At 66.8% G+C, this 20,902-nt stretch carries 25 protein-coding genes; 12 read left to right on the forward strand and 13 right to left on the reverse strand.

The genetic code is table 11. The features are described 5' to 3' along the window. Positions 1–91 precede the first annotated feature (91 nt). Complete coding sequence (locus QGN32_RS23550) at positions 92–1,558, forward strand: peptide MFS transporter (RefSeq protein ID WP_326546556.1); 1,467 nt, start codon at positions 92–94, stop codon at positions 1,556–1,558. 14 nt (positions 1,559–1,572) lie between these two features. Here the strand turns inward: QGN32_RS23550 and QGN32_RS23555 are convergent, their stop codons facing one another. Continuing rightward, the gene (locus QGN32_RS23555; RefSeq protein WP_326546557.1) at positions 1,573–2,523 is read right to left on the reverse strand and encodes a threonine ammonia-lyase; all 951 of its coding nucleotides are present in this window, start codon (positions 2,521–2,523) and stop codon (positions 1,573–1,575) included. Between the two features lie 58 nt (positions 2,524–2,581). On the opposite strand from QGN32_RS23555, the gene QGN32_RS23560 reads away from it, so the two are divergent. Continuing rightward, positions 2,582–2,959 carry a thiol-disulfide oxidoreductase DCC family protein gene (locus QGN32_RS23560; RefSeq protein ID WP_326546558.1) on the forward strand — a complete coding sequence of 126 codons (378 nt, stop codon included), beginning with the start codon at positions 2,582–2,584 and terminating at the stop codon, positions 2,957–2,959. Positions 2,960–2,965: 6 nt separating this feature from the next. Here QGN32_RS23560 and QGN32_RS23565 read toward each other — a convergent pair whose 3' ends face one another. Then, positions 2,966–3,496, reverse strand: coding sequence for a lipoprotein LppJ family protein (locus tag QGN32_RS23565; RefSeq protein WP_326546559.1), 531 nt, complete (start codon positions 3,494–3,496; stop codon positions 2,966–2,968). Further along, positions 3,489–4,127 (reverse strand): TetR/AcrR family transcriptional regulator, encoded by a 639-nt coding sequence (locus QGN32_RS23570; RefSeq protein ID WP_326546560.1) that lies wholly within the window; start codon positions 4,125–4,127, stop codon positions 3,489–3,491. Before QGN32_RS23570 ends, QGN32_RS23565 begins: the two co-directional genes overlap by 8 nt. Before the next feature lie 61 nt (positions 4,128–4,188). Here QGN32_RS23570 and QGN32_RS23575 point away from each other — a divergent pair, with 61 nt between their 5' ends. After that, the gene (locus tag QGN32_RS23575) at positions 4,189–5,031 is read left to right on the forward strand and encodes an alpha/beta fold hydrolase (RefSeq protein ID WP_326546561.1); all 843 of its coding nucleotides are present in this window, start codon (positions 4,189–4,191) and stop codon (positions 5,029–5,031) included. On the opposite strand, the gene QGN32_RS23580 is transcribed toward QGN32_RS23575, so the two are convergent. Continuing rightward, positions 5,012–5,899 (reverse strand): cyclopropane mycolic acid synthase family methyltransferase, encoded by an 888-nt coding sequence (locus QGN32_RS23580; RefSeq protein ID WP_326546562.1) that lies wholly within the window; start codon positions 5,897–5,899, stop codon positions 5,012–5,014. The genes QGN32_RS23575 and QGN32_RS23580 overlap by 20 nt on opposite strands. 176 nt (positions 5,900–6,075) lie before the next feature. On the opposite strand from QGN32_RS23580, the gene QGN32_RS23585 reads away from it, so the two are divergent. From QGN32_RS23585 to QGN32_RS23610, 6 genes are all read left to right on the forward strand, one after another. After that, entirely contained in the window at positions 6,076–6,285 is a 210-nt protein-coding gene (locus QGN32_RS23585; protein WP_326546563.1) for an Rv3202a family protein, read from the forward strand. Between the two features lie 87 nt (positions 6,286–6,372). Then, positions 6,373–6,717 carry a hypothetical protein gene (locus QGN32_RS23590; RefSeq protein ID WP_326546564.1) on the forward strand — a complete coding sequence of 115 codons (345 nt, stop codon included), beginning with the start codon at positions 6,373–6,375 and terminating at the stop codon, positions 6,715–6,717. Between the two features lie 69 nt (positions 6,718–6,786). Further along, positions 6,787–7,251, forward strand: a complete 465-nt coding sequence (locus QGN32_RS23595) for an SRPBCC family protein (protein ID WP_326549231.1) — start codon at positions 6,787–6,789, stop codon at positions 7,249–7,251. A 151-nt stretch (positions 7,252–7,402) separates the two neighbouring features. Beyond that, entirely contained in the window at positions 7,403–7,906 is a 504-nt protein-coding gene (locus QGN32_RS23600) for a nuclear transport factor 2 family protein (RefSeq protein ID WP_326546565.1), read from the forward strand. A gap of 88 nt (positions 7,907–7,994) precedes the next feature. After that, on the forward strand, positions 7,995–9,269 hold the full coding sequence (locus tag QGN32_RS23605; RefSeq protein ID WP_326549232.1) for a cytochrome P450: 1,275 nt from the start codon (positions 7,995–7,997) through the stop codon (positions 9,267–9,269). Between the two features lie 54 nt (positions 9,270–9,323). Further along, on the forward strand, positions 9,324–10,424 hold the full coding sequence (locus tag QGN32_RS23610) for an Rv2629 family ribosome hibernation factor (RefSeq protein ID WP_326546566.1): 1,101 nt from the start codon (positions 9,324–9,326) through the stop codon (positions 10,422–10,424). A gap of 13 nt (positions 10,425–10,437) precedes the next feature. On the opposite strand, the gene QGN32_RS23615 is transcribed toward QGN32_RS23610, so the two are convergent. The 5 genes from QGN32_RS23615 to QGN32_RS23635 all read right to left on the reverse strand — a co-directional run bounded on the left by QGN32_RS23615 (position 10,438) and on the right by QGN32_RS23635 (position 13,975). After that, a complete protein-coding gene (locus QGN32_RS23615; RefSeq protein WP_442791862.1) occupies positions 10,438–11,133 on the reverse strand; it encodes an HAD family hydrolase in 696 nt (231 codons plus the stop codon). Beyond that, a complete protein-coding gene (locus QGN32_RS23620; RefSeq protein ID WP_326546568.1) occupies positions 11,133–11,603 on the reverse strand; it encodes a hypothetical protein in 471 nt (156 codons plus the stop codon). Before QGN32_RS23620 ends, QGN32_RS23615 begins: the two co-directional genes overlap by 1 nt. A gap of 116 nt (positions 11,604–11,719) precedes the next feature. After that, positions 11,720–12,130, reverse strand: coding sequence for a hypothetical protein (locus QGN32_RS23625; RefSeq protein WP_326546569.1), 411 nt, complete (start codon positions 12,128–12,130; stop codon positions 11,720–11,722). Between the two features lie 146 nt (positions 12,131–12,276). Next, positions 12,277–12,882 (reverse strand): glycosyltransferase, encoded by a 606-nt coding sequence (locus QGN32_RS23630; protein ID WP_326546570.1) that lies wholly within the window; start codon positions 12,880–12,882, stop codon positions 12,277–12,279. A gap of 181 nt (positions 12,883–13,063) precedes the next feature. Further along, a complete protein-coding gene (locus QGN32_RS23635) occupies positions 13,064–13,975 on the reverse strand; it encodes a dienelactone hydrolase family protein (protein ID WP_326546571.1) in 912 nt (303 codons plus the stop codon). A 167-nt stretch (positions 13,976–14,142) separates the two neighbouring features. Here QGN32_RS23635 and QGN32_RS23640 point away from each other — a divergent pair, with 167 nt between their 5' ends. From QGN32_RS23640 to QGN32_RS23650, 3 genes are all read left to right on the forward strand, one after another. Beyond that, on the forward strand, positions 14,143–15,942 hold the full coding sequence (locus QGN32_RS23640; RefSeq protein WP_326546572.1) for an N-acyl-D-amino-acid deacylase family protein: 1,800 nt from the start codon (positions 14,143–14,145) through the stop codon (positions 15,940–15,942). Further along, positions 15,932–16,375, forward strand: a complete 444-nt coding sequence (locus QGN32_RS23645; RefSeq protein WP_326546573.1) for a nuclear transport factor 2 family protein — start codon at positions 15,932–15,934, stop codon at positions 16,373–16,375. The genes QGN32_RS23640 and QGN32_RS23645 overlap by 11 nt, the downstream gene beginning before the upstream one ends. A 108-nt stretch (positions 16,376–16,483) precedes the next feature. Then, entirely contained in the window at positions 16,484–17,173 is a 690-nt protein-coding gene (locus tag QGN32_RS23650; protein ID WP_326546574.1) for a universal stress protein, read from the forward strand. A 6-nt stretch (positions 17,174–17,179) separates the two neighbouring features. Here QGN32_RS23650 and QGN32_RS23655 read toward each other — a convergent pair whose 3' ends face one another. From QGN32_RS23655 to QGN32_RS23670, 4 genes are all read right to left on the reverse strand, one after another. Further along, the gene (locus tag QGN32_RS23655; RefSeq protein ID WP_326546575.1) at positions 17,180–18,289 is read right to left on the reverse strand and encodes an amidohydrolase family protein; all 1,110 of its coding nucleotides are present in this window, start codon (positions 18,287–18,289) and stop codon (positions 17,180–17,182) included. Then, entirely contained in the window at positions 18,286–19,638 is a 1,353-nt protein-coding gene (locus tag QGN32_RS23660) for a type I glutamate--ammonia ligase (protein ID WP_326546576.1), read from the reverse strand. The genes QGN32_RS23655 and QGN32_RS23660 overlap by 4 nt, the downstream gene beginning before the upstream one ends. Before the next feature lie 30 nt (positions 19,639–19,668). Further along, the gene (locus QGN32_RS23665) at positions 19,669–20,151 is read right to left on the reverse strand and encodes a carboxymuconolactone decarboxylase family protein (RefSeq protein WP_326546577.1); all 483 of its coding nucleotides are present in this window, start codon (positions 20,149–20,151) and stop codon (positions 19,669–19,671) included. A 154-nt stretch (positions 20,152–20,305) separates the two neighbouring features. After that, complete coding sequence (locus tag QGN32_RS23670) at positions 20,306–20,893, reverse strand: TetR/AcrR family transcriptional regulator (RefSeq protein WP_326546578.1); 588 nt, start codon at positions 20,891–20,893, stop codon at positions 20,306–20,308. Positions 20,894–20,902 lie beyond the last annotated feature (9 nt).

Genomic DNA, 20,902 nt, shown 5'->3' on the forward strand with positions numbered 1-20,902 from the left:
GAACCTCCTGCAAGCACAGGCCGCACCTCTTTGCCGCGGTTTGCTCACGATCGGGGGCGGGGCGCGTGCGGCCGTGGCAGGGTGAAGTCCCATGGCAGGAGTCGAGCAGACCGAGGCCGGGCCCAGCGGCCGCACGGCGTTCGGGCACCCGATCGGGCTGGCGAATCTGTTCGGAGTGGAGCTGTGGGAGCGCTTCTCCTTCTACGGGATGCTGACCATCCTGGGGTACTACCTCTACTACTCGGTCACCGACGGCGGTCTCGCGCTGCCGCAGAGCACAGCCACCGGCATCGTCGGCGCCTACGGTGGCCTGGTCTACCTGTCGACGGTGCTCGGCGGATGGATCGCCGACCGCGTACTGGGCATGGAGCGCACCGTTTTCTTCGGCGGTGTGGTGGTGATGTGGGGACACATCGCCCTCGCGGTCGTGCCGGGGCTGCCGGGAGTGGCCGCGGGCCTGGTGCTGGTCGCCCTGGGTTCGGGTGCGCTGAAGGCCAACGCGTCGTCCTTGCTCGGCACGCTCTACGGCAAGGGCGACCCCCGTTGCGACGGCGGGTTCACGCTGTTCTATCTCGGCATCAACCTCGGGGCCTTCACGGGGCCACTCATCACGGGGTTGTTGCAGACCCACGTCGGCTTCCACTACGGATTCGGCGCGGCCGCCGTCGGAATGGCGCTCGGGCTGACGCAGTACGCGGTGTTTCGGCGCAATCTCGGCGACCACGGCCGCAATGTACCGAACCCGTTGCCGCCCAGCAGGTTCGGACGCGCGGCTGCGATAATGCTGACCGCGATCGCGGCGATCGTCGTGGCGTTCGCGACCAGAGCGGTGACGTTGTCGAATCTGTCGCAGGTCACGACCGGTGTCATCACCGCCGCATCGGTGGCCTACTTCGTGGTGATGCTGACCAGTGCCAAGGTGACGGCCGTAGAGCGCACCAGGGTCCGTGCGTTCATCCCGCTGTTCGTGGCCAACGCGGTGTTCTGGTCGCTGTTCCAGCAGATCTTCACCGTGCTCGCGGTCTACTCCGACGAGCGGATGAACTGGTCGATTCTCGGGTGGACCGCGCCGTCGAGTTGGATCGGGTCGATCGAGCCGGTGTGGATCATCGCGCTTTCGCCCCTGTTCGCGGCGGTGTGGACGCGGCTCGGCAGTCGCGCGCCCACCACCCCGCGGAAGTTCGCGTACGGCGTGATCGGGATGGGGTCGGCGTTCCTGCTGTTCCTTCCGATGGCGGGTACGACCGGCAGGGCGGTGCCCGCGCTGTACATCGTCGGCGTCATGGCGGTGTTCGCGATCAGCGAGTTGATGCTGTCACCGATCGGCCTGTCGGCCACCACGAAGCTTGCGCCCGAGGCATTTCGGGCCCAGATGATGGCGCTGTATTTCTTCTCCGTCGGCATCGGCACCGCGATGTCGGGGGTGCTGGCCGGCTACTACGACCCCACCCGTGAGTTCGCCTACTTCGGCGTCATCGGCGCGGTCGCGGTGGCGGCCGGGGCGACGGTGTTCGCTCTGGCCCCGTGGATCAGCCGCCACATGGAGGGCGTGCACTGACCTCTGGACGACGGCTACAGGGCCAGTATCTCCCGGAGCAATGTGGTCTCGATGTTGCCGCCGGAAAGGATCATCACCGTCCGGCCCGACGGAGTGTCACCGTGACGGTAGGCGGCCAGCGCCACCGCTCCGCTGGGCTCGCTCACCAAGTGCGCACACTCGGCCAACTCGCGCACTGCCAACCGGATTTCGTTCTCTGTCACGGTGACGACGTCATCGAGCACACGCTCGAGATGGGCGAAGGTCAACTCGGAGGGCTGCGAGCGCAGCCCGTCGGCGATGGTGCGGTTGCGGTCCTGAACGGACCAGTCGACCCGGTGTCCGGCGCGTAGGCTCTGCGCGGTGTCGCCCGCGAGTTCGGGTTCCACGCCGATGACGTGGGCGTTGGGGCACAGCGCCTTGATTGCAGTCCCGATCCCCGAGGCGAGGCCGCCGCCGCTGACGGGGACCAGCACCGCATCGACCGTCGGCAGATCCTCGGCGATCTCCAGCCCGATCGTGCCCTGCCCGGCGATGATGTCGGGATGGTCGAACGGCGGTATCAGCACGCCGCCCGTCTCCTCGGCGACCTCGGCGGCGACCCGCTCCCGTTGTCCCGCATCGCATAACACCACCCGCGCCCCGTGCCGGCGGGTGGCCGCCACCTTCACGGCCGGCGTCTCCTCCGGCATCACGATGTGGGCCGGGACCGCGTACACGGCCGCCGCATATGCCACTGCCTGGGCGTGGTTTCCACTCGAATAGGCCACCACTCCCCTGGTGCGCACGGACTCATCGAGGTGACCGATCGCGTTGAACGCACCGCGGACCTTGAACGCCCCGACCGACTGCAGGTTCTCGGGCTTGACCCACAACGGCCGGTCGTCGTCGTCGGCCCACGGCGCCGGGAGCAGCGGTGTGCGCAGGACGAACGCGCGAATGCGGGCGGCCGCCTGCTCGATGTCTTCGAGCGTCACCAATTCCACGACCCCAGTGTGCCCCCTTCGCCGACCGGCAAGCCGGAGCATGGCCGACAATGAAGATATGGCTGGGACCTTGTTCTTCGACGGCAACTGTGGCATGTGTACCCGCGCGGTGTACTTCATCGTGAAACTGAACCGGACGAAAAAGCTGGGAACCGCGACTCTGCAGAGCGACGGTGTCGCGGAACGTTTGGGTATCCCGGAATCGCAGATTCTCGATGCGGCGCGTTGGCATGACGCCAGCGGCGACGTTTTCGCGGGAGCGGAGGCGATGAATGCGGCCGTGGCGGCCGCGCTCGGCACCCGGCTGCCGCTTCTCGTGTACCGCATTCCCGGCGTGCGAGCGCTCCAGGAAGCCGTCTACCGGTATGTCGCCGAGCACCGCCACCGCTTCCCGGGCACGATCCCGTACTGCGAAACATATCCGGCGGACTGCTGATCTGGTTCAGAAGGCCAAGTCGGTCCACACCGGATCGTCGTGACGGTGGTCGCCCATGACAAGACACGGACCGTAGAGCCTGATGGTGGCCGACTCGGGCACCGAGGGTTCGCGCTCGAGCACCGCGGTGAGGTTCGCGGTGGTGAGCTTGACCCCGAAATGTTCGGCTTCCGTCGCGGCCATCGCCCATCCGTCGGCTATCAGGTCGGCCGCGACTCGGTCGAGGTATTGCTCCGAATCACGTTGCGGTACAGCGAAACGCATGTGCAGCACGGCCTGATAGGGCGGGTTGTCGCCAGAACTGCACGACAAGTACGCATATCCTGCCGCCGGCTGTCGCAGCTGCGCGGCGGCGACGACCCGCCTGGCTGCCGTCACGACCTGCGTCGCGGCCGCGTCGTCGCCGAGCGCTTCGGCGGGCTGGCCCGGGGGCTGGGGGCCGGTCAGCAGCACGACGCCCACGCCGAGGAATAGGCACATCAGCAGCGCGGCCCACAGCAGAAGCCGCGACGGGCGTGAGCGCAGCCAGTCAGCCACCGCCGCCGGCGATCCCGTCGAGCAGGCGGTCACAGACGGCGTCCATGTCACGACGCGCGCGCTTGCGATCGGCCGCCCGCGATACATACAGTGCAGCCTCGTCGAGCGCGCCGAGCAAGACGTGCGCCGTGGCGCGCAGCGGCTGTTCGGGTATGGCACCCTCGGCGACGGCGTGTGCGAGCATGCCTTCGATCACGCCGAGACCGTACTTCATGCCGACCTCGCGCCAGCGGTCCCAGCCGAGCACCGCGGGGGCGTCGATCAGCACGATCTGCTGCACGTCCGGGGCGGCGCAGGCGTCGAGGAACCGGCGCGCCCCCAGCCGCATGGCCGCCAGCGGATCCGGTGATCGGCCTTCGCCGATCTCGCGGACGATGTCGGTGACCACCTCGTGCTCGATCTCTTCGTACACCGCCGCGAACAGGCCGGCCTTGTCCTCGAACTGGTGGTAGAGCGCACCCCGGGTGACGCCGGCGGCCGAAACGATGGCCTGTGTCGATACCTCGCCGAACCCCCTGTCCGCGAACAACTTCCGGGCAGCACCGATCAATTGAGCGCGCGTCGCGGCGGTGCGCTCGGCCTGGGTGCGGCGGCCTCGGGAACGGGCGGCCGCCCGGTCGTTGACTTTCATACAGCTTGCACGTAACTTTCGTACCGGGTGTTTGTAAGTTGTCGGGGAAAGGATAGCGAACATGCCGCAAGTGGCGCTGAAACACGCCACCATCGACTACCGCGTGTTGGGCCCCGAGGACTCGCCGCATCCGCCGGTGGTGTTCGTGCACGGGATCCTCGTCGACAGTCATCTGTGGGATCCCGTGGCCGAGGGGCTTGCGCACCGGGGCTACCGCTGTTATCTACCGACCTGGCCGCTGGGTTCACACACGGTCCCGGTGAACCCCGGGGTGGAACTGTCGCCGCATGCCGTTGCGGCGATGATCCGCGAATTCATTGCCGCGCTAGGGTTGTCGGATGTGACGCTGGTCGGCAACGACACCGGCGGAGGGCTCTGTCAGCTGGTCGTCGACGAGGATCCCGACTGTGTAGGACGGTTGGTGCTCACCAACTGCGATGCGTTCGAAAAGTTTCCGCCGTTCCCGTTCAATGTGGTGTTCGCCTTGCTGCGCGGGCCGATTTCGATCAAGGTGCTGTTCGAGCAGATGAGGGTGAAAGCGCTGCGCCATTCTCCGCTCGGCTTCGGCCTTCTGATGCATCCGGATCCGCGGCTGACCGACTCATGGCTGCAACCTGCGCGCGCCGACGGGCGGATCCGTCGTGACCTGGCGACGCTGTTACGGGCCGTGGCCGGGATGGACCTGACGGATGTGGCGAGCAGGCTGCCGCGTTTCACCAAGCCGGTCACGCTGGTGTGGGGGCAGCGCGACCGGGCATTCACGCCGGCGCTCGGCAGGCGTCTGGCGGCGCTGTTCAAAAACTCGACGCTGATCGAGGTGCCGGATGCGAGGACGTTCGTGTCCCTCGACGCACCGTCGGCCGTGATCGACGCGTGCTGCGCCGTCAGCCCTTCGTCAGGGTGAACTGGCAGATATCGGTGTAACCCTCGCGGAACAGGTCGGCGCAACCGGTCAGATACTTCATGTAACGGTCGTAGACCTCCTGCGACTGAAGCCTGATGGCCTCGTCTTTGCGGGCTTGGAGAGCAGCCGCCCAGATGTCCAGGGTGCGCGCATAGTGCAACCGCAGCGGCTGGATCCGATCCACCTTGAACCCGGCTTTGGTCGAGTGTGTCTTCACTGCAATGGGTTGGGGCAGATCTCCGCCGGGGAAGATCTCGTCCATGATGAACTTGAAGAACCGCAGCTTCGTCATGGTGATGGGAAGGCCGCGGGCCGCGAATTCCTCGTCGTCGGGCTTGACGATGGTGTGCAGGAGCATCACGCCGTCGGCCGGCAACGCGTCATAAGCCATCTTGAAGAACTGGTCGTAGCGGTCGCGGCCGAAGTGCTCGAACGCACCGATCGACACGATGCGGTCGACGGGCTCGTGGAACTGCTCCCAGCCCTGCAACAGCACCCGCTTGCTGCGCGGGCTGTCCAGTCCGTCGAGCACCTTCTGCACATGGGCCTGCTGGTTCTTGCTCAGCGTCAGGCCCACGACGTTGACGTCGTAGCGCTCCAGCGCCCGCTTGATCGTCGCGCCCCAGCCGCAGCCGATGTCGAGCAGCGTCATCCCCGGCTGCAGCCCGAGTTTGCCGAGCGAGAGATCGATCTTGGCGATCTGCGCTTCCTCGAGCGTCATGTCGTCGCGCTCGAAGTAGGCGCAACTGTAGGTCTGCGTAGGGTCGAGGAAGAGCCGGTAGAAGTCGTCGGACAAGTCGTAGTGTGACTGCACGTCCTCGAAATGCGGCGTCAGGTCCTGGGCGATGTCGGTCGATTTGTCTGGCACGGTCAGCCCCTGGCGTAGAAAGTGGTCAGGTTCGAAGCTCCGCAAGGTCTGGAGAGCCTCCCCCGTCGAGGGCAGTTTACGCACAGCACCGCGGCGTCGCCGTCATTGCCCTGGTCAGGCGGTATCCTGGCGGGTGCCCGTCTGTAGTCTCTCGAGAAGTGGAACGGCGATCGATCATGACCGAACCTGACGACCTCGCGTTCGGCGAAGCCATCCCGGAAGCCGACGTCGCGGACCAGCGCGTACCCGCGGATCCAGATGACGAGGACACTTGGCAGGATGCCGCTGCAATCTCTGCGGAACGCAAGTGGGAGGCCACCGAGGCGGATCTCATCGACCAGGCGATCGAGGTGCCGATCCCGGACGAGGACGTCCCCGGCGAGTAAGGACGCCCGTTCTCGCGCACAAGGTGGGACGAACCGCGTCGCGTGGATCTGCTGCCGCCGTGCGTCGCGGGTAGTAAGCATGAGGCCATGGATCTGCGGACAGAACTGCTGGGCAACGTCGACTTCGAGCTGAACGCCTCGCGCGTCTACGGCCAGCCCTATGAGACTGCCGACGGGACCACCGTCATTCCCGTCGCAGTGGTGCGGGGGCGGGCACGGCGCGGCGGTGAGCCGAACGTGCGGGTGATGACGAGACCGGCCGGCGTGTTCGTGATCAAGGGCGGCGAAGCCGTGTGGCGACCCGCGGTCGACGCGACGCGCATCGCCTTGGCGGGCATGCTGGTCGGGCTGGTGTCGGCGGCGCTTGCGGGGGTGGCGATGGTGCGACGCCCGCCCTGGCCGGACCTGCATGGCGATGTCTCGTCGCGGTAGTCGCCTGGTTTCGCCGGTGCGACGGAGCGTTAGGGTTCTGGAAAACTGTTGGCAGAGAGCGAGAGCCCGGTGGACGGAGCGGTGACGGTGTCGATGGCGGCGCCGGCGGATCGGATCTGGGAGTTGATCGCCGACGTGCGAAACACCGGCAGGTTCTCTCCCGAGGTGCTGGAGGCCGAGTGGCTCGGTGGCGCCACCGGACCGGCGCTGGGTGCTCGATTCCGCGGGCACGTGAAGCGCAACGAGATCGGGCCGATGTACTGGACGACGTGCGAGGTGACCGCCTGCGAGCCCGGCCGGGAGTTCGGGTTCGCAGTGCTGGTCGGCGACAAACCGGTGAACAACTGGCATTACCGGCTCACGCCTGCCGGGGACGGAACCGATGTGACCGAGTCGTTCCGGCTGAACGACTCGGTCTTGATGAAGCTGTTCTCGGTGTTCGGCGGCCAGTTGCGGCGCCGGCGCAACATCCGCGACATGCGCAAGACGCTCGTACGCATCAAGGCGGTGGTCGAGTCACCCGACGGCGGGTGACCGTCCGTACTCTCCGCCAGCACCTGGGCGTCGATGCCTAAGGTCATGCTCGGCACATCATCGCGGCCGGGCGTGTCGTGAATCCGCCTCGGTGGCGCGGACACCTTTGGTAGAACGGTGCCAGTTCAGCGGCGAGCCGAGGGAGCCTGCGATGGGTGAGTGGTCGCGCGCGGAGATCGACGAGGCCTTCCGCGCTTACCAGGACGTGGTGGCCGGCATCGCCGAGACGTGGAACTGGTCGAGCTATGCCGATCAGTTCACCGAGGATGCGACCTACGTCGAACACGCGCTCGGCAACATGTCCGGCCGCGAGACCATTCGCGACTGGATCGTTTCGACGATGAACACGTTCCCCGGCAGCGAGATGCCCTTTTACCCCGTCGAGTGGTATTCGATCGACGTCGACAAAGGCTGGGTGATCAGCCGCAATGTCAACACGATGAAGGACCCCGGGGACGGCAGTGTGTACGGCACGCCGGTCATCACCGTGCTCAGGTACGCCGGTGGCGGCAAGTGGAGCTATGAGGAAGACGCCTATAACCCGATGAACTTTCTGGTGATGGTCCAGGCCTACATCCAGCGCTGCCACGAACTCGGCACCGTCTCCGACGACGCCCGGGCGTTTGCCAAGAACATGAACTGGCAGTTGTCGTAACCAAATTGGCTTCTGCACGCGGATTGGCGAATTACCGCCTACGCTCGGGAGCGTGGACACCGCGACACCGCTCACCTCCGGAGCGCACATGGTCCGGGTCAACGGGACTCCTCCGCCCGAGGTGCCGTTGTCCGAGATCGACCTGGGCTCCTGGAAGTTCTGGGTACAACCCGACGATTTCCGCGACGGCGCCTTCGCCACGCTGCGCCGCGAAGCTCCGGTCTCGTTCCATCTCCCGCTGGAGACGCCCGGTGTCCAGGACGGTCGCGGCCACTGGGCGATCACCAAGTTCGACGACGTCTGGTACGCCAGCAGGCATCCGCACATCTTCAGCTCCAGCCCGAGCATCGTCATCAACGACGGGAACCCGGAAGTCTCGGAGTATTTCGGGTCGATGATCGTGATGGACGATCCGCGGCATCTGCGGCTGCGCAACATCGTCAGCCGGGCGTTCACCCCTAGGGTCGTCGCGCGTACCGAGGCGTCGGTTCGGGACCGGGCCCGCCGGCTCGTCGAAGCGATGATCGCAAAGCATCCCGACGGCCACGGTGAAGTCGTCGCCGAGTTGGCTGGGCCCCTGCCGCTGCAGGTGATCTGCGACATGATGGGCATCCCTGAGGAAGACCACCATCAGATCTTCCACTGGACCAACGTGATCCTCGGCTTCGGGGACAAGGACATCGCCCAGGACTACGAGGAGTTCGTCAAGGTCGCGATGGACATCGGCGCCTACGCGACCGCGCACGCCGAGGACCGTCGCGCCCATCCGCAGGAGGATCTGACGACGGCACTGGTGGAGGCGGAGGTCGACGGAGAGCGGTTGACGTCGGCCGAGATCGCGTCGTTCTTCATCCTGCTGGTCGTCGCCGGCAATGAGACCACCCGTAACGCGATCAGCCACGGCGTGCTCGCGCTCACCCGATTCCCCGACGAGCGGGCCCGGTGGTGGGCCGACTACGAGGCGCTCGCCCCCACCGCGGTCGAGGAGATCGTCCGCTGGGCCTCGCCGGTGATCTATATGCGGCGCACGCTCACCGAGGATTGCGAACTCAGCGGGGTCAAGATGGCCGCGGGCGACAAGGCCACGCTGTGGTACTGCTCGGCGAACCGGGACGAGGACAAGTTCGCCGACCCGTGGACGTTCGACGTCGGACGCAGCCCCAACCCGCACGCCGGGTTCGGCGGCGGCGGTGCGCACTTCTGCCTGGGCGCGAACCTGGCCCGACGCGAGATCAGCGTCGTCTTCGAGGAGCTTCACCGGCAGATACCCGATATCGCGGCGACCGAGGAACCGGCCCGGTTGCTGTCGCCGTTCATCCACGGAATCAAGCGCTTACCGGTGTCCTGGACACCGCCGCGCTGAGCTGGGCCCGGCTCGGCCCAGTGTCGTCGCCGGCTCAACGGGTAACCAACAGCCATGCAACCCGAACACTTTCGCACGCTGCTGACGGCGAACGGCCCCTACGCGTCGGTGTACTTCGACGATTCGCACAACACAGCCGATGCCGCTGCGCAGATGGAACTCAGATGGCGCGCGCTGCGCGAGCAACTCGAGCAGCAGGGCGCCGACCCCGCGGTGACGGACAGCATCGAGCAGGCCGTCGCCGACGCAACGCCCCCGGTCGGCCCCAGCGGCCGCGCCGTAGTGGCGAGCCCCGAAGGCGTTCTCGTCAACGAACATCTCATCCGGCCGATCGGGCCCGTCGTGCGGGTTTCGACGCTGCCCTACATCGTCCCGGTCGTCGAGCACGGCCTCGACCGGCCGGCGTACGCGGTCGTGGTCGTCGATCACGAGGGCGGCGACATCACGCTGCACCGCGACGGCACCGCGGTGTCGGACACCGTCGACGGTGATGCGTACCCCGTGCACAAGGCGTCGGGCGCGGAGACGCCGGGCTACGGCGATCCGCAGCGCACCGCCGAGGAAGCGCGCCAGCAGAACATCCGTGCGGTCGCGAACCGGCTGACCACCTTGGTCGACGATGTCGGTCCCGAAATCGTGTTCGTCGTGGGCGAAGTCCAGTCGCGCGCCGACCTCGCCGCTCAACTGCCCGAGCGGGTCGGCTCTCTGGTGGTCGACGTGAATGTGGGCGCGCGGCACAGTGGTTTCGACGACGCAGCCCTGCAGTTTGAGATCGACCAGGAGTTTCAGCGCCGCCGCCTGGCCGAAATCGACGACGCCGCACAACGATTCACCGCCGAACTCGCCCGCGGAGAGGGCATGGCGACCGAAGGTCTGGGCGGGGTGACCGCAGCACTGCGGGCGGGCGCGGTCGCGACGTTGATCATCGGCGACGTCGGTGATGCGACGGTCGTGGCCGGCGACGAGCTGGCGACGATCGCGCCGAACGCCGACGTTCTGTCCGAACTCGGCGCCGCTCCCAGTCAGACCCTGCGGGCCGATGAGGCGTTGCCGATGGCGGCGATCGCCACCGGCGCCGCGTTGATCCGCACCGACGAGCGCATCGATCCGGCCGACGGCGTCGCGGCGATCCTGCGGTACGCACTGCCTCGCTGACCCGGCCCGCTGGTCAACGAGCGCCGACGATGTTGGCCAGCGCCGCGATCGGGGTGTCATCGAGGTGCTGGCAGAGTTCGAGCGGATTCTCGAAAACCTGATGCGCCCCGGCCTTTTCGAGTTCTCCCCGAGACACTCCCCCGGTGAGCACACCGATGCTGTCGACGTGTGCGCGCTTACAGGCCTCCACATCCCACACAGCGTCACCGACGAAGACGGCATGCGACGCCGTCACCCCGGCGCGCTCGAGCGCGACCTCGATGATGTCGGGTTGGGGCTTGGCCGTGTCGACGTCCGCCGACGACGTCACCGCGGACACCATGTGGTCGCTGTCGAGCACCTTGCGCAGCGTCGCCAGTTCCTCATCCGGCGCCGAGGTCGCCAGCACGACTCGCACGTCGAGTTTGTGCACGGCTTCGAGCAGTTGGCGTGCGCCCGGCAAACATCTCAGATGTGGTGCCAGTTCCTTGTAGTAGCGCGAATGCAGATCCTTGGCCCGTTCGCGCGCATCCGTGTCGGCGTCCGTGGCCAGCGTCTTGACCAGCGTCGTGCCGTCCATCCCGATCGAGCGGTGGATGCGCCAGGCTTCGACGGGATGGCCTGCCTCTTCGAACGCGCGATACCACGCGTGCACGTGCAGGTAGTTCGAGTCGACCAGCGTGCCGTCGATGTCGAACAGCACCGCCGACGTGGTCTTGGCTCGGCCGATCACGAACGGTGCTGCTCGGGCTGGGTGTGGTCCGTCCGGGAATGGTCTGGATGAGCGGTGAGATCGTCGTGCGCACCGTCCGTCTTCGCGTGCGACCGATCCGCGAAAGGTTGATCTGACGCGCTGCTCTTCGGGTCCAGGGCGTCGGCGCGGGCGCGTTGTTCGTCGAGTTCTGTGCGTTTGGTCTCCACGGCGTCGCGGTGCGTACGCGCGGAGTCCTGCAGCCGGGCCGCCTCGGCCGCCTTCGCCTCCGCCTCGGCCTGCGCCGCGCGGGCCCGGGCCTCGGTTTGCGCAGCGACGGTTTCCCGCTTGTCGACATGCTGCGTCTTCTGATCGATGTCCGCGCGTAGCCGTTCGGCCTCCATGCGGCGGCGCTTGGTGCGTGCATTGCGTGCCAGGAACGCCACCAGCGCGATGGCGACGATCACCAGGACGGCGATGATGATCCACATGATGACGTTGCTGTCCATGTCGGCTCCTTCAGTAGGTCGAGCCGGCTCTGACGAACCCGCTAATTCTGCGGGTGCCCCGGTGTCACGCGGCCTAAACGAGACGCCCGAGAAGTAGCCGTTGGCAGCGCGTGACGCTAGAGCGTCGCGGTGAGCGGTCCCGTCGACGCGCAGAACGGCTGAGGCGGATTACCCTTCGACGCGCAGCCCCGTCCGGTGGCCACGTAGGTGGCGCCCGGTTGGTACGGCGAGTAGTAGACCCGCGCCATCAACAGGCCGTTGTTCTGCTTGCACCGTCCCGAGCCCTGGTTGCCCTGCATTTGGATGCAGGCGATCGATTGGTACGGGGTTCCGCCGTCGCAGCTCGCCGGCTCCATCGTCACGGACACCATGTCCGTGCCCGACACCTGGACGACGTGTGGCGGAGAGAGCGTGAAGGAGCATGGCATGTCGCTCGAGTCGGCGTTCGGCTCGGCGCCGGCCGACGCGGTGATCGACAGACAGCTCAGCGCGACGGTGAAGACCGCGACCAACAGCGACCTGGTCATTCCAGAATCCTAAGCCAACGCCACGCCGGCCATCCCCCATTTGCGCGAGAGTGCGTGTTTGCGGTCGACACACCGCGTTCTGACCGCAGATTGCGCACCGTCGGCGCGCAACGAGCGTGCGTGTTTGCGGTTCAGCCGGCGACCGGTCAGCGCATGGCCAACGCCCGCAGCATGCCGGAAGCCGCTCTGGGCCAGGTGAACTCCTCGACCCGTCGGCGTGCGTCCCTGCGACGCACGGACTCTGGCCGGCTGATGACCGAGGTGACCGCGCGAGCGATCGTGGCCGGGTCCTTATCGGCGACCGCACCACTTCCGGCGTCGAGCACCTCGGTGAGCGCGGAGGTCCGTGACACCACCGCCGGTGTTCCGCATGCCAGCGACTCCAGCGCGGACAGCCCGAACGTCTCATGCGAGATCATCACAGTGGACGCCCCATGGCTTCGTTCCCATGCGGCCAAGGAGCGCAACGTGAGTCGGTCGGACACTTCGATGGCGTCGGGTGTGAGCTGCTCCAATGCGGTGACCGGGCGAGGCATCACCGCGCGGTAGCCGCCGGTGAATGGAATCCGTTGGGCGAGCAGCGAAATTCGCGTGACGCTCGATGGCAGCCTCTGCCACTCGAACCGCGCGCCCGGCACGACGAGGTAGACGTCGTGGCCGCGCGCACAGCACTCCGCGCCGAGGCGATCGGCCGCTGTGCGCAGCCCGCCCGAGCGCGGGCCGTAGAAGTTGGCTGTCTGTACAACCCGCATGCGCTGAATGTGTCCGCGGGGCGTGGGCTGCGATTGACGCGTCGATGGCGGCGGGTGAACTGCCGATGAATGTGCTGACCCCGTTTTGCGCACGGTCGTCCGCCGTCGAGGGTGCGCAAATGTCGAATTACCGGCGGCGTGTCGGGTGCAGACCCGCACGCTCGCGGAAAAAAAGAGTGGGTCAGTCGACGTAGCGGTGGAACCAGTCCTGGACGCGGCGCCACGCGTCGGCCGCGGCGGCCGCGTTGTAGCGCTCGCCGGTGTCATTGAAGAACGCGTGGTTGGCATCGGGTTCGGTGACCAGCTCATGAACCAGGCCGGCCTTCTCGAGCGCCGACGTCGCGACGGCTTCGGTGGCGTTCACCCGCTGATCCTGCTCGGCGTAGATACCCAGCACCGCAACGTCTTCAGATCCTGCAAAGTCGGGATCATCGGGTGTCGGCCCGTAGAACGGGACAGCGGCCGACAGCCGCGGTTCACCGGCGGCCAACAGACGCCAGACATACCCACCACCCATGCAGAACCCCACCGCGGCGACCTTCTTGCCGGGCACGCGCCGCTGCAATTCGTCGACGCCCGATCTCAGATCCGCCACCGCTTCCTCCGGCGGGATCTTGCCCAGCGCCGCCGTCGCTTCGGCGGGGTCGCCGAACGCCGCCGTGCCGCCCTGCGCCGACAGCAGGTCGATCGCCAACGCGGAGTAACCGATCCCTGCGAACCGGCCCGCCACCGAGCGGATGTGCTCGTTCAGTCCCTTGTTCTCGTGGATGACCAGGACGCCGCCGCGGGCGTTCGGCGCTTCGGCCCAGGCGCCCTGAAGCTCACCGCGGGGTCCCGCCCAGGTGATCGGTGTGGCGGGTAGCGCGTTCTCGCCTCCCGGTGGCGGAACGCTGGTGGTCACGGGCCTGCTCGAAGTGGTCCGTGACTCCGGCGTCGGCTCGCGGTTCTGGCTGCACGCGGCGAACAACGCCGTGGCCCCGGCGGTGCCGACGCCGAGTAGCGCGAGCCGGCGCAGCGCCTCGCGCCTGGTCAGCAGCCCGTCGACGTGATCGGTGGCGATCTCTTCGGCGATGTAACGCTGCAACGGGGTCACCTCCGTGAGTATGCCGCCGCCGCTTCGACATCGACACCCCATCCGGTTCGCGGTCGTCATTCACTGCAACCCTCGTTTTGCCGAAAAGCGCACGTCATCGGACGAAGTAGACAAATTTCCGGATCTGTTCACAGATTTCGTTGACACCGCAATCTGTGGACTGTTCTATGGGCGTGGTGAATTACGACACGATCATCCGCAACGGCCGTTGGTTCGACGGCACCGGCGGCCCGTCGGCGGTCCGCAACCTCGGTATCCGCGACGGCCGCGTCGTCGCCGTCAGTGCGGATGACCTTGACGCCACGGCCTGCCCACAGGTGATCGACGCAACCGGCAAGTGGGTCGTGCCGGGCATGCTCGACATCCACACCCACTACGACGTAGAGGTGCTCAACGGCCCCGCCCTCGCGGAGTCGTTGCGGCACGGCGTCACCACCGTAATGCTGGGGTCCTGTTCGCTGTCGACGGTGCACATCGGCGCCAGCGAGGCCGGCGACATCTTCGGCCGGGTGGAAGCCATCCCCCGTGAACACGTGATCGCCGCGGTCCAACAGCACAAGACCTGGGCGAACTGCGAGGAGTACATCGAGGCACTCGAGTCGCGGCCGCTGGGCCCCAACGTGGCGGCGTTCATCGGACACTCCGACATGCGCGCGGCGGTGATGGGACTTGATCGCGCCACGCGCAACGACCAGCGACCCACCATGACCGAGCAAGCCCAGATGGAGCGCTGGCTGTCTGAGGCGCTCAAGGCGGGATTCGTCGGAATGTCCTCGCAGCAACTGCTTTTCGACAAGCTCGACGGCGACGTGTGTCGTTCGAGGACGCTGCCGTCGACCTACGCCAAACCGCGAGAACTGCGCCGGCTGAAGTCGCTGTTGCGCCGCGCCGGCCGGGTGCTGCAGTCGGGCCCCGATATCCAGAACCCGCTCAATCTCGGCTCGCAGCTGGCGCAGTCGCTGGGCATCATCCGCAACCCGCTCAAGACCAGCCTGCTGTCGGCGGCGGACGTGAAATCCAACCCGTACACCATCCATGCGCTGGGCCCGGCGGCGCGGTTGGTGAACAAGCTCGGTGGGAACTTTCGTTGGCAGCACCTACCGGTTCCGTTCGAGGTCTACGCCGACGGCATCGACCTGGTCGTCTTCGAGGAGTTCGGCGCCGGGGCTGCGGCGCTGCACCTGCGTGACGAGGTCGAGCGCAACGAGTTGATGCGCGACGCGGGATATCGCCGCCGATTCCGCAAAGAGTACGAGAGCAAGCTCGGTATCCGGGTGTGGCAACGCGACTTCTTCGACGCCGAGATCGTCGCTTGCCCAGATCCCTCGGTCGTCGGCAAGTCCTTCGGTCAGGTCGGCCGGGATCGCGGTGGCATGCATCCGGTCGATGCGTTCCTGGATCTGGTGCTCGAGCACGGCACGCAGCTGCGCTGGCGCACCACGATCTCCAATCATCGCCCCGAGGTGCTCAAGAAGCTCGCGCCCGACTCCGGTATCCAGATGGGGTTCTCCGACGCCGGTGCGCATCTGCGCAACATGGCGTTCTACAACATGGGGTTGCGTTTCCTGCGCCACGTACACAGCGCAGCACAGGCTGGAAAACCGTTCATGACGGTCGAACATGCGGTGCACCGGCTCACCGGGGAACTGGCTGACTGGTACCGCCTGGATGCCGGCCACCTGCGTCTCGGTGACCGGGCCGACGTCGTGATCGTCGACCCCGCCGCCCTCGACGACTCGCTGGATCGTTATGCCGAAGAGGGGGTCGACCAGTACGGCGGGCTGTCCCGCATGGTCAACCGCAACGACGACACGGTGTCGGCCGTGTTCGTCGGCGGCCGTGCGGTTTTCCTAGACGGCAAGCCGACCGATCTGGTCGGTGAGCGGCGCACCGGGCGGTTCCTGCGCGCCGCGCACAAGGCGCCTGCGCTCGCACAACAGAAAGGTGAATTGGCCGGTGTCGGTTGAGGATACGGTGCTGGGGATGTGGAAAGCGCTGTCGGCGCGCGACTGGGAGGCGGTGAAAACCTTCCTGGCCGACGACTGCATCTATCTCGACATGCCGGTAGGGCCGGCGGCCGCCGCGCGCGGTCCGGAGGACATCGTCAAACGACTCAAGATCGGCCTGGAGCCGCTGGCCTCGTACCAGAACTTCACCGGCCTGATGGTCGACAACGGCACGGACGTGATGTACGAACACCATGAGGAATGGCATTGGCCCACAGGCGAATCCGCTGTTCTGCAGTTCGTCACCGTGCATCGTGTCGAAGACGGCAAGATCACGTTGTGGAAGGACTACTGGGACATGGGGGCGCTGGCCAATCACGCGCCGCCCACGTGGCTGGAGGACTTCGCCAATGCCGACATGTCCTGGGTGTTCGACGCGACCGGAGTCGTCTGAAGCGGAGCCTTCCGGTTGCACCAAGCGGCCCGGACGGCACCAAGAGCCCCTGAACGGTCGGCGCCAATAGCCTTTTGAGATCGAACGTCGTTGTGAAACAGTGAGGTTGTGACTTCGGCGACGATCCTCGTTCTGGCTGTCACGTGGGTCGGGGTGGGTCTCGCCTCCGGTCTGTGGATGGCCCGACGAGGATTCGATCCACTGTGGATCCTGGCCGCGATGCCGCTCGGACTGCTTTTCGTGCCGATCGCGGCGGAACGCGTGCAGCGACGCCCCGCTCTGGCCGCCGTCGGCGCGGAGGGGGCGCCACCGCGCCGCTCCCCCGAAACCACCGGTCCGCGCATATTGATAGGGATCGACGGTTCAACCGAGTCCGAGCGAGCATTATCGGAAACCATGCGCTTGTTCGGGCCGAGATTCGGCGTACTCGTGCTGGCAGAGGTCGTCCACTTCGAGGCGACCGAAGACGTCTCCCGCGCAGTCATCGATGCCGCCGTTGCGCGGTTGGCCGCGCTGGTGGCTCGCCTCGACGGTTCTGCGGCGGTGCACACCGAGGTGCTGGCCGGTCCGCCCGGCGCCACGCTGCGCCGGTTCGCTGAACAGCAGGACATGGACCTGGTGGTCGTCGGCCGGCGCGGGCGCGGCCTGTCGGCGTATCTCCTGGGCAGCGTGTCGGCGGAGTTGATCGAGCATTCCCCGGTTCCGGTGCTCGTCGTCGGACGGCTCGACGAAACCGGCACCACATCACCGCGCAGGGCGGCGAACAGAGCGACAACCACAGCCAACGGAACCGTCTGACGCCGGTCAAGCCAGACGGTATACGCGCCGGGCAGTGCCGTGCGCGATGAGATCGACGACTCGGATCGCGTCTCGCTCGCTCCAATCGCCGGAGTCGACGAATCCCTCCAGCACCCTTAGCATTCCGCGGCGCCACAGGCGCGCCCCGAGGAAGTGTAGTTCGGCCGGCCCGAAACCGTCCGACGAATAGAGGATCTTACGGAAGGGAGCCATCTCCAGCAGCCGCGCTATAAACGCAGAGGCGCGGGCGCCGAGGTAGTTGATCGCGAGCCCACCGTCGAGGTAGACGTTGTTGAATGCCTGTGCCAGATAACCGGCTTCACGTTCGTACGGGTAACAGTGCAAGAGCATGATCGGCGTGTCCCCGCTGCGGCGCAGGAAATCCAGCAGGTACAGCGGATTGGTGGTGCGCAGGTCGCAGTCCCGGTCACCGAAGCCGACGTGGAACTGCAGCGGCTTGCCGAGTCGCAGTGCTTGGTGAAGACCGAACCGCAACAGCACTCGGTCGCTCAGGCGGTCTTGCCCGCTGTCGCGCCAGCGTGCGGCCGCCTCAGCCACCTCGGTCGCAGAGGGTTCCGAGAGGTCACCGGCGAACCCGCCACGATAGGCCAGGATCGACTTGGTAGCCACCGCACCAGCCGCGCGCTCCCGCAGCAGGGTCTCGAAAGCGGACGCATAGTCCCCCGGCAGCGCGATCGCGCTTTCGGCCACCGACTCCAGTCGGACGATCTCATGGACCGTGCCGACCGCCAACGCCGACAGCTCGCCGAGATCAGCCGCGCCAGTGGCGAATCCGGTGTCGACGAACCAGTCGGAGACGTTGGCCGTCGTCAGAAAGCGCCGCGCCAGGTCGGCCTCGGCCCACTCGCAGCGCCGTGCCCAATAAGTGTCGGCATCGACGTGCCGCTGCATACCGAGAAGCGGCGCACAGTGCGCCCGCACGGCGAAGCCCAACTGGGTGTCGAACGCCGAATCGAAGTCGGCGAGCGGCTCGGTATTCGCTTCGTTCAGCCCGTTCTCGAAGGAAATGCGATCGGGGGCGTGCAACCAGCAGCCGTGCACGTGGTGGTCGACCATCGGCACGGATTCGATGTGTTCACCGAGCGCCGAAGTCATACGCTCCAGGCCAGCCGGAACTTGTCGGCAACCTCTTCGTGGCTCAGCGCACCGAAGTTGTCGTGTTCGTAGCGACGCACCGCAACCACGGAATCCACGGCCGCGTCGCCGAGAATCCCCCGCATCAACGACGATCGGTCCAGCACGTCGAGTGCGTCGGCCTGCTTCTCGGGCAGCAGCACGATGCCCGCCTGCTGTCGTTGCGCCTCGGTCAACGTGGCCGGATCGACGGTGACCTCGGCAGGCAGCGTCAGCGCGCGTTCGATCCCGTCGAGCGCAAGCCCCAGGATCGCGGCCGCCGCGAAGTACGGGTTGGCCGACGGGTCGGCGATCTTGACCTCGATGTTGGCGCCGTACGGATTGCTCGCCCCGCCGCGCAGGAAACGCACTGCGGCTTCGCGATTCTCGGTACCCCAGCAGACGTAGGCGCCCGCCCAGTTCCCCGGCTGCAGACGCTGTCCCGACAGCACCGAACCGGCCAGCACGCCGTGCGCATCGGGCAGACCGGCTACCAGGCCGGCGACCGCCGACTCGCCCTCTGGCGTCATCCCGTTGACACCGGTGCCGTCGGAAAACAGCGGGGTGTCCCCGCGCTTCATCGAGAAATGTTGATGTGCACCCGATCCGGCCCCACCGGCGAACGGCACCGGCGACATGCTCGCGCGCATGCCGTACTGCCGCGCGACCCGCCCCACGATGATGCGCATCAACACCACCGCGTCAACCGCTGCGACGGGCGGCAACGGCGCCAGCGAGATCTCGAACTGATTGCGCCCGTATTCGGGGTGGATTTGTTCTAATGCGACGCCCGAACCGGTGGCGGCGTTGGTGACGTCACGCACGAAACCCTCGAACTCCAGCACACCCGCCAGGCCGTACTGCGCCCAGAGGTGTGACGGCAGGCGGCCACCGTCGGGGCCGACCAGCACGAACTCCAGTTCATGGCCCACGACAGTGTCGATCCCCGCGTCCGACAACCGATCCTGCACCCGGGCGAGCGCACCCCGGCTGCAGTACGGGTCTGGGGAGCCGTCCTGGTGGAAGAAAGACCCCGGCGCCCAAGCCAATCCGTCGCCCAGGATGCGTAGTGCGCCCAAATCGATGCGTACCCGTTCGTCACCGACGGGGGTGATCGCATCGCCGAACACGATGCCGGTCTGGTCTATTGCGAACGCGTGCCATACCGGGCTGGCGCCGAGCCCGGGATCGGCGAACGCGCCCATCCGACGAAGCGGAACCGTCTTGGCGTGTATCAACCCGGCAGGGTTGACCACCGTGCCGATGAGGGTGGCAACCCCGTCGGCCTCGAGTTGCGCGATCGCCGCGGCGGCGAGCGGTTTAGCGGCCATAGCCGTTATTGTGCGCGGCGGCGCCGCGACTCACAGCGTGATCTTGCAGCTTTGACCGATGTCGAGCGTGCGTAGCATGCGACCCATGCCGAGCCACATCGCACACGACAACGCGAGATCGGCGAGCAATTCATCGGAGAACTGTTCGCGGCAGCGCCGCCAGAAGTCTTCGTCGTCGCGCAGGCCGGTGTGGTCGCTGGCGAAGCGCTCGGCGAACTCGGCGGCGATCCGTTCCTGCGCGCTGTATCCGGGCCACGTGCGCCATTGGGCGGCATGGTCGTAAAGGTCCTCGTCGACACCCGCGGCGAGACCTTCGGAGTCGCGGGTGTTCTGACACACCACGCATTCGTTGTCCAACGCGATCACCATTCGCGCCAGTTCACGGACCCGCATCGGTAACCGGTTCTTCGTGTAGACCGCATTGGTGAAGCCGACCATGGCGACGCCGATATCCGGCGACTTCGTCACCCAGGCGGCGGCGTCGTCGTCGGCGAAATCCCCAATTCGGCTCATGGCGGCATCGTACGCCGCCACAGCAGAAATGGAACGCGTTCTAGTTTGGCCGCTCAGCCGGCGGTCACCAGCGTGGTGCTGTCGCCGGTCCGCGACAGGGCCCCCCGCGAGCGTGCGAACGCCGAGACCGTGAAGCCGGCATCGAAACCGGCGGTCAGGTCCTGAGTGCCAGTCGTAACGGCGGGCTGTAGAGCCGGATTAATTCATCAGAGCGCATAGAGGCAATCGGTTCGAGGCGCAGGATGTAGCGGGTTACGATCAAGCCGGCCAGCTGGGCGCAGAACGCTGCGGCGCGTTTACGGGCGTTCGCCCCGCCAATCCGCTCCGCGATCAGGTCGATGAGTTCGACCTCGATCATCTCTTTGACCAGGTTCGCCACCACCGCGTCATGGGCGGCGCCGGCGATCAACGCGCGCAGCGGCGCGCCACTCTCGGGGTCCTCCCAAAGTCGGAGTAGGGAGCGCAGGGCGCGTTGGGGAAACAGTGCGGTGTCGCCCTCGGCGGCACGACCGAGGATGTCGGCCGGGTTGACGGCCAGCGCGAGGGCAGCGCCCAACAGGCCCTTCTTCGAACCGAAGTAGTAGCTGACCAGCGCAAGGTCAACGCCGGCCTCCGCTGCGACTGCTCGCATCGTGACCGCCTGATATCCGCCCCCGAGGAAGCGCTTTCGGGCGACGTCGAGGATCTGCGTGCGAGTGTCCGGCTTGCCCGGCCTGCGGCCCCGACGGGAAACAGAATTCATCATCGTTGA

Origin of the sequence: Mycolicibacterium sp. ND9-15 (genome assembly GCF_035918395.1) — a bacterium.
Lineage (GTDB): Bacteria > Actinomycetota > Actinomycetes > Mycobacteriales > Mycobacteriaceae > Mycobacterium.

Coding starts and splice junctions, on each gene's coding strand:
- QGN32_RS23610 (WP_326546566.1), top strand. CDS start 9,324: ATGCAACCCGAACACTTTCGCACGCTGCTGACGGCGAACGGCCCCTAC.
- QGN32_RS23640 (WP_326546572.1), top strand. CDS start 14,143: ATGGGCGTGGTGAATTACGACACGATCATCCGCAACGGCCGTTGGTTC.
- QGN32_RS23630 (WP_326546570.1), bottom strand. CDS start 12,882: ATGCGGGTTGTACAGACAGCCAACTTCTACGGCCCGCGCTCGGGCGGG.
- QGN32_RS23590 (WP_326546564.1), top strand. CDS start 6,373: ATGGATCTGCGGACAGAACTGCTGGGCAACGTCGACTTCGAGCTGAAC.
- QGN32_RS23575 (WP_326546561.1), top strand. CDS start 4,189: ATGCCGCAAGTGGCGCTGAAACACGCCACCATCGACTACCGCGTGTTG.
- QGN32_RS23550 (WP_326546556.1), top strand. CDS start 92: ATGGCAGGAGTCGAGCAGACCGAGGCCGGGCCCAGCGGCCGCACGGCG.
- QGN32_RS23665 (WP_326546577.1), bottom strand. CDS start 20,151: ATGAGCCGAATTGGGGATTTCGCCGACGACGACGCCGCCGCCTGGGTG.
- QGN32_RS23625 (WP_326546569.1), bottom strand. CDS start 12,130: ATGACCAGGTCGCTGTTGGTCGCGGTCTTCACCGTCGCGCTGAGCTGT.
- QGN32_RS23560 (WP_326546558.1), top strand. CDS start 2,582: ATGGCTGGGACCTTGTTCTTCGACGGCAACTGTGGCATGTGTACCCGC.
- QGN32_RS23570 (WP_326546560.1), bottom strand. CDS start 4,127: ATGAAAGTCAACGACCGGGCGGCCGCCCGTTCCCGAGGCCGCCGCACC.
- QGN32_RS23655 (WP_326546575.1), bottom strand. CDS start 18,289: ATGACTTCGGCGCTCGGTGAACACATCGAATCCGTGCCGATGGTCGAC.
- QGN32_RS23605 (WP_326549232.1), top strand. CDS start 7,995: ATGGTCCGGGTCAACGGGACTCCTCCGCCCGAGGTGCCGTTGTCCGAG.
- QGN32_RS23620 (WP_326546568.1), bottom strand. CDS start 11,603: ATGGACAGCAACGTCATCATGTGGATCATCATCGCCGTCCTGGTGATC.
- QGN32_RS23660 (WP_326546576.1), bottom strand. CDS start 19,638: ATGGCCGCTAAACCGCTCGCCGCCGCGGCGATCGCGCAACTCGAGGCC.
- QGN32_RS23600 (WP_326546565.1), top strand. CDS start 7,403: ATGGGTGAGTGGTCGCGCGCGGAGATCGACGAGGCCTTCCGCGCTTAC.
- QGN32_RS23670 (WP_326546578.1), bottom strand. CDS start 20,893: ATGAATTCTGTTTCCCGTCGGGGCCGCAGGCCGGGCAAGCCGGACACT.
- QGN32_RS23585 (WP_326546563.1), top strand. CDS start 6,076: ATGACCGAACCTGACGACCTCGCGTTCGGCGAAGCCATCCCGGAAGCC.